At 63.0% G+C, this 12199-nt stretch carries 7 protein-coding genes; 1 reads left to right on the top strand and 6 read right to left on the bottom strand.

Annotated elements, in window-relative coordinates; all coding sequences use genetic code 11:
- Window positions 1-51 precede the first annotated feature (51 nt).
- The 6 genes from ACNQ62_RS08355 to xdhA form a co-directional block, all read right to left on the bottom strand.
- Window positions 52-972 (bottom strand): ABC transporter permease, encoded by a 921-nt coding sequence (locus ACNQ62_RS08355; protein WP_005852064.1) that lies wholly within the window; start codon window positions 970-972, stop codon window positions 52-54.
- Entirely contained in the window at window positions 972-2054 is a 1083-nt protein-coding gene (locus ACNQ62_RS08350) for an ABC transporter permease (RefSeq protein WP_418094630.1), read from the bottom strand. The genes ACNQ62_RS08355 and ACNQ62_RS08350 overlap by 1 nt, the downstream gene beginning before the upstream one ends.
- An 87-nt stretch (window positions 2055-2141) precedes the next feature.
- Window positions 2142-3662, bottom strand: a complete 1521-nt coding sequence (locus ACNQ62_RS08345; RefSeq protein ID WP_418094629.1) for an ABC transporter ATP-binding protein — start codon at window positions 3660-3662, stop codon at window positions 2142-2144.
- Window positions 3659-4630 (bottom strand): xanthine dehydrogenase accessory protein XdhC, encoded by a 972-nt coding sequence (gene xdhC / locus ACNQ62_RS08340; protein ID WP_418094628.1) that lies wholly within the window; start codon window positions 4628-4630, stop codon window positions 3659-3661. Before xdhC ends, ACNQ62_RS08345 begins: the two co-directional genes overlap by 4 nt.
- Entirely contained in the window at window positions 4620-7025 is a 2406-nt protein-coding gene (gene xdhB, locus ACNQ62_RS08335; RefSeq protein ID WP_418094627.1) for a xanthine dehydrogenase molybdopterin binding subunit, read from the bottom strand. Before xdhB ends, xdhC begins: the two co-directional genes overlap by 11 nt.
- Complete coding sequence (gene xdhA, locus ACNQ62_RS08330; RefSeq protein ID WP_418094626.1) at window positions 7022-8440, bottom strand: xanthine dehydrogenase small subunit; 1419 nt, start codon at window positions 8438-8440, stop codon at window positions 7022-7024. The genes xdhB and xdhA overlap by 4 nt, the downstream gene beginning before the upstream one ends.
- 224 nt (window positions 8441-8664) lie before the next feature.
- Here xdhA and dnaE point away from each other — a divergent pair, with 224 nt between their 5' ends.
- Entirely contained in the window at window positions 8665-12198 is a 3534-nt protein-coding gene (dnaE, locus tag ACNQ62_RS08325) for a DNA polymerase III subunit alpha (RefSeq protein WP_418094625.1), read from the top strand.
- The last annotated feature ends 1 nt before the right edge of the window (window position 12199 follow it).

Below are 12199 nucleotides of genomic sequence, written 5' to 3'. Positions count from 1 at the left end.
ACGTAGTCCCCTGAGTAACGCGCCTTTTATCCGGCGCTTGAAGATAGGCCCCTAGTGAGAGGCGTGGAAAGTGCGGCCCAGCGATGCCGGAGCAGCGCTTTTATCCGCGGAAAGGATCACCAGCACAAGGATGGTGATGAGGTAGGGCGACATTGCCAGATACTCGACCGGAATGGCAACGCCCGCGCCTTGCAGATTCAGCTGAAGCTGCGTGATACCGCCAAAAAGATAGGCACCCAGCAACAGCCGCCAGGGCTTCCAGCTGGCAAAAACCACCAGCGCAAGGGCGATCCAGCCCACACCTGCGGTCATGCCTTCTGTCCATTGGGGCACACGGATCAGGCTGATGTAGGCCCCGCCCAGACCGGCACAGGCCCCGCCGAACATGATCGCCAGCGTGCGGATGCGCACCACCTTGTAGCCAAGGGCATGGGCCGCCTCGTGGCTTTCGCCGACAGCGCGCAGGATCAGCCCCATGCGGGTGAATTTCAGCACTGCCCAAACGGCGACGACCAGCGCAAAGCCCAAGTACAGAATAATGTCATGGGAAAAGAAGATCGGCCCGATGACGGGGATGTCATGCAGCGGGCCAAAGTTCACATCCGGCAGGCGCGGTGGTTTGATCCCGACATAGCTTTGCCCCAGCAACGCCGAAAACCCCAGCCCGAACAGCGTCAGCGCCAAGCCCGATGCGACCTGATTGGCCAGCGTGATCTGCGTCAGGAAGGCGAACAGCAGGCTCAGCAACGCGCCCCCCACGGCCGCGGCGGCAAAGCCCAACAGGGGCGATCCGGTTTCAACGGCGGTCGCAAAGCCGCAGATCGCGCCGATGATCATCATCCCTTCGACCCCAAGGTTCAGCACGCCGGATTTCTCGACCACCAACTCGCCCAAAGCGGCAAAGATCAGCGGTGTCGCCGCCACCAGAAAGCCCGCGACAAAGAGCACCGGATTGATTGCAGACAGATCCATTACGCGACCTCCGTCCGGCCAAAGCGTAGCCGGTAATGGGTGAAAAGATCAAAGGCGAGCAGGAAGAACAGCAACATCCCCTGAAACACCTGGATGGCAGCGGCGGGCAATCCCAACTGGCTTTGCGCGATGTCACCCCCGATATAGGTCAGCGCCATCAGACCACCGGCCAGCAGGATACCCACCGGATGCAACCGCCCCAGAAAGGCGACGATGATCGCGGTGAACCCGTAGCCCACGTTGAAATCGATGGTGATCTGCCCCGCAGGACCCGCGACCTCGAACATCCCTGCCAGACCGGCCAGCAAACCCGACATGCCCATGCAGAACAAAACCAGCCGTGTCGGGTTCACGCCGGAAAACCGCGCCGCCCGCGGTGCCTCCCCGGTCACGCGGATGGCAAAGCCCAACCGGTGCCGCGCCAATAAGACATAGGCAAAGATCACCGCGATCAGCGCGGCAACCACCCCCCAATGCATCCCCGATCCCGCGATTAACTCACCATTATGGGCCGATGCATATTGTTGCAGGTTGCGGCTGCCCGGAAAGCCGAAGCCTTCGGGGTTTTTCAGCAAACCAAGGCTGACAGAGGCGAGGAATTGTTCCGCAACATAGACCAGCATCAATGACACGAGAATCTCGTTCGTCCCGAATTTGACCTTGAGCACGGCAGGGATCATGGCCCAGACCCATCCGCCAAGCGCGCCTGCAAGCACCATCACCGGAAAGATAAAAACACTCTCTGCGGGGTAGAAGGCCAGACCTGCACCGGCACCGCAAATGGCCCCCATGATGTACTGGCCCTCGGCCCCGATGTTCCAGATCCCCGCCTTGAACCCCAGCGACAGGCCAATGGCGATCAAGACCAGGGGTGCTCCTTTCACCAGCAGTTGCGGGCGATAGTAAAAGGCGAAATCGCCGAACAGCGGCTCCCAGAAAATCGTCATGATCGACGCCACAGGGTCTTTGCCAAGCACCGAGAACAGCGCGCCGCCAAAAACCATCGTGGCAATCACCGCCAGAACCGGCGTTGCATAAGAAAACGCCCGGCTGGCCTGCGGCCGTTTCTCAAGCCGCATCATGCCGCGCCCCAGTTCTTGTCATCTGCTTCATTTTGCAAGGAAAACTCCACGGGGGTGTGGGGGTGTGAAACCCCCGCAAGCGACGCGTCAAACATGCGCCACCTCCATCCCGTGGGCCCCGCCCATCATCAATCCGATCTCGTCCACCGTCAGCCCTGCCGCGGCGCGCGGCTCCGACAGGCGGCCCTCGTTCAGCGCGGCGAAGCGGTCCGAGATTTCCATCAGCTCGTCCAGATCTTGACTGATCACGATCACCGCTGTGCCATTCTCGGCCAGATCCAGCAACGCCTGTCGGATCGCCGCCGCGGCAGAGGCATCGACCCCCCATGTGGGTTGGTTGACCACCAGCACCTGCGGATTTTGCAACACCTCGCGGCCGATGACGAATTTTTGCAGGTTCCCGCCCGACAGCGACCGCGCGGCATTGCCGGGGCCGGGGGTGCGCACGTCGAAATCCGCGATGATACGTTCGGCAAACCGTTTGGCGGCGGGCCAGTTCAACATGCCGCGCCGCTCCAGCTTTTCGCGCACGGCACCGGTCAGCATCGCATTCTCGGTCAGGGACATATCAGGGGCGGCGGCATGGCCAAGCCGTTCCTCTGGCGCGGTCAGGATACCCAGACGGCGGCGCGCGGTGGGACCAAGCTGGCCCACGTCCTGACCCTCGAACCCGATCATGCCAGCGGCGGTCGGCAGCTCGCCCGACAGGGCCGACAGCAATTCATCCTGCCCGTTGCCCGCCACGCCACCGATGCCCAGAATCTCGCCTGCGCGGACTTGCACGGTGATGTCACGCAGCGGCATGCCAAAGGAACTGGGCGAGGGCGCGGACAGCCCCCTCAGGTCCAGCTTGACCGCGCCGGGGGTCTTGCCTGCGCGGGTCGGTGTCTTGAGCGTGCTGCCCACCATCATTTCTGCCATATCCCGTGCCGTCGTCCCTGACGGGGTGCAATGGCCTACCACCTTGCCCAATCGCAGGATCGTGGCGCTGTCACACAGGCTGCGGATCTCTTCGAGCTTGTGCGAGATATACAAGATCGCGGTGCCCTCGGCGCTGAGCTTGCGCAGGGTTTTGAACAGGATTTCAACCTCTTGCGGGGTCAGAACGCTGGTGGGTTCATCCATGATCAACAGTTTGGGGTCTTGCAGCAGGCAGCGGATGATCTCGACCCGCTGGCGTTCACCGGCAGAAAGGTCGCCGACGATGCGGTCGGGGGCCAGCGGCAGGCCGTAGGCCTCGGACACATCGCGGATCTGCTTGCTGAGGGTGCGCAGCTTGGGCGCGTTCTCCATCCCGAGGGCGATGTTCTCGGCCACGCTCAGCGCGTCGAACAGCGAGAAATGCTGGAACACCATGCCCACACCGGCGGCGCGAGCGGCGCGGGGCTCGTGCGGGGCGAAACTGGCTCCGTGCATCTGCATTGTGCCGCTATCGGGTTTGACCAGCCCATAGATCATCTTGACCAGCGTCGACTTGCCCGCGCCGTTTTCCCCCAGCAGCGCATGGACCTCGCCCGGCGCGATCCGCAGTGACACGTCATCATTGGCGACAACACCGGGGTAGGCTTTGGTCAGCCCGGAAAGCGCCAGAAGGGGCGTGTCGGTCATGCGCAGCGTTCCTTTTGTGTCAAACGAACCTGTTTATTCGTGCGGGCGGGGTCAAATTGCAAGAGTTGCGTGGCCACCCCAAGCGCAATCGCTTGAGGATGCTTGCCAAATTGCCGCGCGCCGATGGGGCAGGTGATGCGGGCGATCTGTTCGGGGGCATGGCCAAGGGCCGCCAGACGGCTGCGAAACCGCGCCCATTTCGTGTCTGACCCGATCAACCCGCCAAAGGCGAAATCGCGTTGCAGCAAGCGGTGGCACAGGTCCAGATCGTCGTCATGGGCCGGTGTCATGATGAAATGTGCAGCGTCATCTTCGGCGCTGTGCAGTGCGGCACCCCAAGGGGCATCGACGCCGCTGACGCCCTCTGGCAGATCGTCGAGATACCCGGGGCGCGGGTCGGCGAGTGTGACGCGAAACTGCGGCAGCGGGGCCAGAATACGCGCCAGCGCGCTGCCGACATGGCCCGCGCCGTGAATGACCACTTGCCGCGAGGGCTGCCACAGCGGCTCTGCCAACCAGCCGCCGTGCAGGGTAATGGCGAGCGGTGTCGCGCCGCCACTGGCACGGTCGATCTTGGCGCGAAAGCTGTCGGCAAGGGGCGGGGCCGCCGGATCAACAGCGCGCAGGTAGATGTCGGGGTAGATGTCGGGCAGGGTTTTGACTGTGGCGGCGTCGAAACGCTCTGTCACGACTGTCACCGCCCCGCCGCAGCATTGGTTCATCGCGGGGCCAAGGGCGGCGCGGGTCAGCTTGCTGCGCGGGCCACCTGCGAGCATGGCCGCGGCATCGCGCATCGATTGTAGCTCAAGCTGGCCGCCGCCGATTGTGCCGGAAGCACCGCCCGCCCAGACCAGCATCGACGTTCCCGCCGGACGCGGGGCAGAGCCTTTGACCTGCACCAGAACGATGCGCGCCACCGTGCCATGCGCGGCAACGGCCTGCGCCAGGGCTGCGCGGTCAAAGGGCATTGCGGGCCTTCCCGATGGCGGTCAGCACTGCTTCGGCCGTGGCGGGTGTTTGCAGGTCGCCAAACCCGTCGCCACAGGCGCTTACCGCATCCGACAACGCCATGAAGGCCGAGATGCCCAGCATCAGCGGCGGCTCCCCCACCGCTTTTGACCGGTAGATCGTCTGCGCGGGGTTGGGTTCGTCCCAAAGCGCCACGTTGAACACTTCGGGCCGGTCCGAGATGGCGGGGATCTTGTAGGTCGACGGCGCATGGGTTTTCAGCGTGCCTTTGGCATCCCAGACGAGCTCTTCGGTCGTGAGCCAGCCCGCGCCCTGCACATAGCCGCCTTCGATCTGGCCAATGTCCAGCGCGGGGTTCAGCGATGCGCCCGCGTCATGCAAGATGTCCGCGCGCAAAATGCGGTTTTCGCCCGTCAGCGTGTCGATCACCACTTCGGTGACGGCTGCGCCATAGGCAAAGTAGAAGAACGGGCGGCCGCGACCCTTGATGCGGTCCCATTCGATTTCGGGTGTTTTGTAGTAACCGGTTGACGACAGCGACACGCGGTTTTCATAGGCAGAGGCGGCAGCTTGGGCAAAGCTGATCACCTCTTCCCCGATATGAACCTGGCCTTGGGCAAAGCGTATCTGGTCTGCGGTGGTCTGATAACGCTCGGCCAGATGGTCGGCGATGCGGTCGCGGATCGTGTCGCAGGCCGCTTGCACCGCCATGCCGTTCAGGTCCGTCCCCGAAGACGCCGCCGTGGCCGAGGTATTGGGCACCTTGCCGGTATCCGTCGCGGTGATCTTGACGACCGAGAGGTCAACGCCAAAGCGACTGGCGGCGACCTGTGCGACCTTCTGGAACAGGCCTTGTCCCATTTCCGTGCCGCCGTGGTTCAGGTGGATCGACCCGTCCTGATAGACATGCACCAACGCCCCCGCCTGATTAAGGTGGGTGAGGGTGAAAGAGATGCCGAACTTGACCGGCGTCAGCGCGATGCCGCGTTTCAGAACCGGCTGCGTCGCGTTCCAGTCGGCAATGGCGGCACGGCGGGCGGCGTAGTCTGATGTTTGGGCCAGCCGGTCGGTCAGCGCGTTGATGATACAGTCCTGCACCGGTTGGTGGTAGGGTGTGGTTTGCAGACCCGTGGGCTGGGGTGGCGTGCTTTCCTGTGGTGCGGGCGGTGCCCCGCGAGAGGCAAGATCCGCCTCGGTATCATGGGGCAGGGCGCGGTGGTCATGGGCCTGTCCGGTAGCGTCAGGCTGCATCACATCGGCGTAGAAATTGGCGCGCCGCACCGCCAGCGGATCAAACCCGAGTGACTGCGCGATATGGTCCATAACCCGTTCGATGCCCACGATCCCCTGTGGCCCGCCAAACCCGCGAAACGCCGTGGCGCTTTGCGTGTTGGTGCGCAAGCGGTGCGAGGTGATGCGGATGTTATCGAGGTGATAGGCATTATCCGCATGCAGCATCGCGCGGTCGGCCACGGGCAGGGACAGGTCCATCGCCCAGCCACAGCGGGTGTAATGGGTGAAATCCAGCGCCGAGATGCGGCCAGTGGCGTCAAAGCCTACGGTATAGTCGATGCGGAAATCATGGCGTTTGCCTGTGACGATCATATCGTCATCGCGGTCATATCGCATTTTGCAGGGGCGTCCCGTGCGCGCGGCCGCGACGGCACAGGCCACGGCGAGCGCATTGCCCTGACTTTCCTTGCCGCCGAAACCCCCGCCCATGCGCCGCGTCTCTACCCGCACGGCGTGCATCGGCGTGCCAAGGGCCTCTGCCACCTTATGCTGGATCTCGGTCGGGTGCTGGGTCGAGGAATGGACGACCATGTCGCCATTATCTTGCGGCAGGGCGAGGGCGGCCTGACCTTCGAGGTAGAAATGCTCTTGCCCGCCGATATTGATCGTCCCGCTCAGAGTTTGGGGGGCGGTGGTCAGCGCGGCGGCAGCGTCCCCCTTCTGGTAGATGCGGGGGCCATCCTCGAACCGTGCATCGGCGGCCAGCGCCTCTTCGATGGTCAGGATCGGGGTGGTCGGGGTGATGTCCACCGCCCCAAGCCGTGCGGCGTGGCGGGCGGCAAGGTGGGTTGTCGCGATGACCATGAAGACGGGCTGGCCCGCATAATGTACCGCGTCGGTGGCCAGCAGGGGTTCGTCATGGTTTGACGGCGATACATCATTGTCAAACGGCAGATCTGCCGCCGTCAGCACCGCCACCACCCCGGGGGCAGCAGCGACATCGCGCAGGTCCATGCCGTTGAGCGTGCCCGCGGCCACCGTGCTCAGTCCAAAGGCGATATGCAGCGTTGTGGCCGGTGTCGGGATGTCGTCAACGTAACGCGCAGCCCCGGTTACATGGAGCTTGGCTGCATCATGGGGGAGGGGTTTGGCAACGCTCATGCTGTCACCTCGTGCAGGTTCGTGGGCAGGCCGTTCACGTCATGCAGATAGCGCAGCAGCAGGTTCTGGGCGGTCAGCAGGCGATACTGCGCCGAGGCGCGCATGTCGGTCATTGGCTGATAATCCAGCGCCAAGGCATCCATCGCGCGGCGGATCGTCGCCTCGTCAAAAGGTTGGTTGATCAACAGGGCTTCGGTCTGGCTTGCCCGTTTCGGCGTGCCTGCCATGCCGCCAAAGGCGATGCGTGCGTCAGTGATCACATCGCCCGCGCGGGTGATATTGATACAGCCGCACAGGGCCGAGATGTCCTGATCGAAACGTTTGCTGATCTTGTAGCAGCGCAGGCTGTCATCCCTGCCAGTGGGGAGTTTCGGGACGGTGATCGCCTCGACAAATTCGCCGGGGGCGCGGTCCTGTTTGCCGTAGTCGATAAAGAAGTCTTCAAGCGGCAGGCTCCGGCGGGTATCGCCGTGACGCAGGTGCAATGTTGCCCCCATCGCGATCAGCGCCGGAGGGCCGTCCCCGATGGGCGAGCCATTGGCGATGTTGCCCCCGATGGTGGCCGCATTGCGCACCTGCGCGGATCCGTACCGCCGCAGCATCGCGCCCAAGCTGGGGTAGAGCGGGGCAAAATGCGCGGTAAGCGTGGCAAGGGTGGTGGCTGCGCCGATGCGCCAGTGATCCCCGCCATCGGTGATGCCGCGCAGGTCGGGGATCTGGTTGAGAAACACGACCGGCCCCAGATCGCGGAATTGTTTGGTGACCCAGAGGCCGACATCCGTTGCCCCCGCAATCAGGGTCGCATCGGGGTGATCGACGTACCAGCGGGCCAGTTCATCCGTGGTCGTAGGGCGCGAGGTCGCAGGGGGCTGTCCGCCCCCGTCCGGCTGCGCCGGCCCCCCCGAGGATTTAGGGCCATCTGGAAGTTTGAGGTTGCGCAGGTGGGCGGGCACGGGGGCGGCCTCGGCGGCTTTGGCGGCGCGGATGATTGGGGCGTAACCGGTGCAGCGGCACAGGTTGCCGGCGAGCTGCGTGTCGTGATCCGTGGCCCCGTTCAGATGGTCTGTGGCCATGGTGACAACGAAGCCCGGCGTGCAAAAGCCGCATTGGCTGCCGTGGTGGTCGACCATGCTTTGCTGCACAGGATGCAGGCTGCCATCAGGTGCCGAGAGCCCTTCGACGGTGGTGACGGATTTGCCGTTGATCTGGGGCAGGAACAGGATGCAGCCGTTCAGGGCGCGGTGGCCCTGATCGTCGCTGATCATGACGGAGCAGGCACCGCAATCGCCTTCGTTGCAGCCTTCCTTAGTGCCGGTCAGATGTCGGGTTTCGCGTAGCCAATCCAGCAGCGTCAGGGTGGGGGAGACGCCGGTCAGTGACACGACTTCCCCGTTGAGGAGAAAAGTGATGTCCATAGGGTTCGTTCCGCCGCGGTACCTCAGCCCGTGATCTGCGCGGCGTTCGATGCGACGTAGAACGCGGCGCGGGCAAATGTTGAACGAGGCTAGGCGGGGGCAAGGGGGCTTGGCAAGAGATTTTGTGGCGTCCTGCGCTCCAGGACCTGTCGTGTTGCTGGAAAAACGGGCGCGGGGTGCCGGTGGGACTGGTGACTGCGGGTGGGCTTGGGTAAGTTGGCCCCATGGCACAAGCACCCCGATTCATTCACCTGCGCACGCACTCCGAGTATTCGTTGTTGGAAGGGGCGTTGCGGCTGAAAAAGCTGCCTGATCTGTGCAAGGGGGCCGATATGCCGGCGCTGGCCCTGACGGATACCAACAACATGTTCGCCGCGTTGGAATTCTCGGTCGCCATGGCGGGGGCCGGTGTGCAACCGATCATCGGCTGTCAGGTGGATCTGACCTATGTGAAGGTGCAACCGGGGGAAAAACCGCGCGATCCGGCCCCTGTGGTTTTGCTGGCCCAATCCGAGGCCGGGTATGAAAACCTGATGAAGCTGAACTCCTGCCTTTATATCGACAAGGGTGGGGCGCTGCCGCAGGTCACCTTGGAGGAGCTGGAGGCGCTGAACGGTGGGTTGATCTGTCTGACGGGCGGGGCGGGCGGCCCCGTGGGGCAGCTGTTGCAGGGCGGTCAACGCCCCGCGGCAGAGGCATTGATGGCACGGCTGCACGGGGCCTTTGCCGACCGGCTTTACGTCGAGTTGCAGCGCCACCCCGGCGAGGATGGCCAGCCCGTAGCCGAACAGCTGACCGAGCGGGGCTTTGTCGAGATGGCCTATGACATGGGCATCCCTTTGGTCGCGACGAATGACGTCTATTTCCCCAAGGCCGATATGTACGAGGCCCATGACGCGCTGATCTGTATCGCGGATGGGGCCTATGTCGATCAGCAGCACGAACGCCGCCGGCTGACCGCGCAGCATTACTTCAAATCGCAGGCCGAGATGGTGACGCTGTTTGCCGATCTGCCCGAAGCCATCGAGAACACGGTCGAGATCGCCAAGCGCTGTGCGTTTATGGCGTATCGCCGTGATCCGATCCTGCCGAAGTTTGCGGATGACGAGATCGAAGAGCTCAAGCGGCAGGCGCATGAGGGGCTGAAAAACCGGCTGAAGGTGATCCCCCATGCCACCACCGTCGAAGAATATGAAAAGCGGCTGGATTTCGAGCTGGGCATCATCGAGGGCATGGGGTTCCCCGGGTACTTTCTGATCGTTGCCGATTTTATCAAATGGGCGAAAGACAATAATATTCCTGTCGGGCCGGGGCGGGGCTCGGGGGCGGGTAGTCTGGTGGCCTATGCGCTGACGATTACCGATCTGGACCCGCTGCGCTATCAACTGCTGTTTGAACGGTTCCTGAACCCCGAACGGGTATCGATGCCCGACTTTGACATCGACTTTTGCATGGATCGCCGGGAAGAGGTGATCCAGTATGTGCAGCGCAAATACGGGCGTGACAAGGTGGGGCAGATCATCACCTTCGGGGCGCTTTTGTCCAAGGCGGCGGTGCGCGACATCGGGCGGGTCTTGCAGATGCCTTACGGGCAGGTGGATCGTCTATCCAAGATGATCCCCGTCGAGGGCGTGAAACCTGTCAGCATCGAAAAGGCACTGGCGGATGAACCACGCCTGCGCGAGGAGGCCAAGAACGAGGAAGTCGTCGCGCGGCTGTTGAACTATGGCCAGCAGGTCGAGGGGCTGTTGCGCAACGCATCGACCCACGCGGCGGGGGTTGTGATCGGGGATAGGCCGCTGGACGCGCTGGTGCCGCTTTATCAAGACCCTCGGTCCGATATGCCCGCGACGCAGTTCAACATGAAATGGGTCGAACAGGCTGGTCTGGTCAAGTTCGACTTTCTGGGCCTCAAGACCCTGACCGTCATCCAGAACGCGGTAGATCAGATCAAATCTTCGGGCCGTCACCTGCATGTGGCCGCCGACGGGACAGAGCTGTTCGAGCCGCCCGAGGGGCTGATCGACGATATCGCCACCATCCCGCTGGACGACGAGGCCTCTTACAAGCTTTATGCCAGTGCCAAGACGGTGGCGGTGTTCCAGGTGGAATCCAGCGGCATGATGGATGCGCTCAAACGGATGAAGCCGACCTGTATCGAAGACATCGTCGCCTTGGTCGCGCTTTACCGGCCCGGCCCGATGGAGAATATTCCGGTCTATTGCGAGGTCAAGAACGGCCAGCGCGAACGGGAATCCGTGCATCCGTCGATTGACCATATCCTCGAGGAAACGCAGGGCATCATCGTCTACCAGGAACAGGTTATGCAGATCGCGCAGGTCATGGCGGGCTATAGCCTTGGCGGCGCTGACCTGCTGCGCCGTGCGATGGGTAAAAAGATCGCCGAGGAAATGGCCAAGGAACGCCCCAAGTTCGAAAAAGGCGCGATGGCCAACGGGGTCGACAAGAAAAAGGCGTCTGAGGTTTTCGACCTTCTGGAAAAATTCGCCAACTACGGTTTCAACAAATCCCACGCCGCCGCCTATGCGGTGGTCAGCTATCAGACCGCATGGCTCAAGGCGAACCATCCGGTCGAATTCATGGCTGGCGTGATGAACTGCGATATCCATCTGACCGACAAGCTGGCGGTCTATTTCGAAGAGGTCCGCAAACGGCTGGAACTGCCCTGGGTGCCGCCTTGTGTGAACCGCAGTGATGCGACGTTCAAGGTGGTCGAGGGCGCGTTGGTCTATGCTTTGGGCGCGCTGAAAAACGTCGGGGTGGAAGCCATGAAGCTGATCACCGAAGGCCGCAAGGTGGACGGTGTGGACAAGCCCTTTGCCACGCTTTTTGATCTGGCGCGGCGGGTTGATCTGAAACGGGTGGGGAAACGTCCGCTGGAAATGCTGGCCCGCTCCGGTGCGTTCGACCAGCTGGACAACAACCGCCGCCGCGTCTGGCAGTCGCTGGACGGGTTGGTCAGCTATTCCGCCGCGATCCACGAGCAGAAAGCCTCTAATCAGGTGTCGCTGTTTGGCGAGGCGGGGGATGACTTGCCAGAGCCGCGCATCGTGCCTTGCGACGATTGGGAGGCCGCCGAGCGCCTGACCGAAGAGTTCAAGGCCGTGGGCTTCTATCTGTCGGGCCACCCGCTGGACGATTACATGGGGCCGATGAAACGCAAATCCGCAACAGGCGGTGTGCCGTTCCTGACGCTGGACGAGTTGACCGAGAAAGTCTCGGTCAAAGGAGCGATGAACGCCCGTCTGGCAGGGATCGTCGCCGGACGGCAGGAACGTAAATCAGCGCGCGGCAACCGCTTTGCTTTTGCGCAACTGTCGGACCCGACGGGCGCTTACGAGGTGACGCTGTTCTCGGATACGCTGGAACTGGCGCGCGACCACCTTGAAACAGGATCTAAGGTCGTGGTCATGGTCGAGGCGACGATGGAAAGCGACCAGTTGAAACTGCTGGGCCGGTCGGTGGTGCCGATCGACACGGTGGTCGAGGATGCGGGCAACATGGGGCTGCGGATCTTTGTGGATGATGCGGGGGCTATTCAGGCGGTCGCCGATGTGTTGGCCGGTGCCCGATCCGCGGCGCGCAGCGCGGGCAAGGGGCCGGTGCAACTGTGCCTGATGGACCCGACCCTGCCCGGCGAGGTGGAGGTCGATCTTTGCGCCGAATACCCTGTCACCCCCAAGATCAAGGGTGCCATCCGGTCCCTGACCGGCGTGATGGAGGTAGAGGAAATCTGAC

It is taken from the genome of Sulfitobacter sp. SBS6 (assembly GCF_048285585.1).
Classification (GTDB): Bacteria; Pseudomonadota; Alphaproteobacteria; order Rhodobacterales; family Rhodobacteraceae; genus Sulfitobacter; species Sulfitobacter pontiacus.
This window is presented reverse-complemented; position numbering and strand designations above follow the sequence as displayed.

Bases quoted from the DNA above. Each gene is read 5' to 3' on its own strand.
- ACNQ62_RS08355 (WP_005852064.1), bottom strand. From the start codon at position 972: ATGGATCTGTCTGCAATCAATCCGGTGCTCTTTGTCGCGGGCTTTCTG.
- ACNQ62_RS08350 (WP_418094630.1), bottom strand. From the start codon at position 2,054: ATGATGCGGCTTGAGAAACGGCCGCAGGCCAGCCGGGCGTTTTCTTAT.
- ACNQ62_RS08345 (WP_418094629.1), bottom strand. From the start codon at position 3,662: ATGACCGACACGCCCCTTCTGGCGCTTTCCGGGCTGACCAAAGCCTAC.
- xdhC (WP_418094628.1), bottom strand. From the start codon at position 4,630: ATGCCCTTTGACCGCGCAGCCCTGGCGCAGGCCGTTGCCGCGCATGGC.
- xdhB (WP_418094627.1), bottom strand. From the start codon at position 7,025: ATGAGCGTTGCCAAACCCCTCCCCCATGATGCAGCCAAGCTCCATGTA.
- xdhA (WP_418094626.1), bottom strand. From the start codon at position 8,440: ATGGACATCACTTTTCTCCTCAACGGGGAAGTCGTGTCACTGACCGGC.
- dnaE (WP_418094625.1), top strand. From the start codon at position 8,665: ATGGCACAAGCACCCCGATTCATTCACCTGCGCACGCACTCCGAGTAT.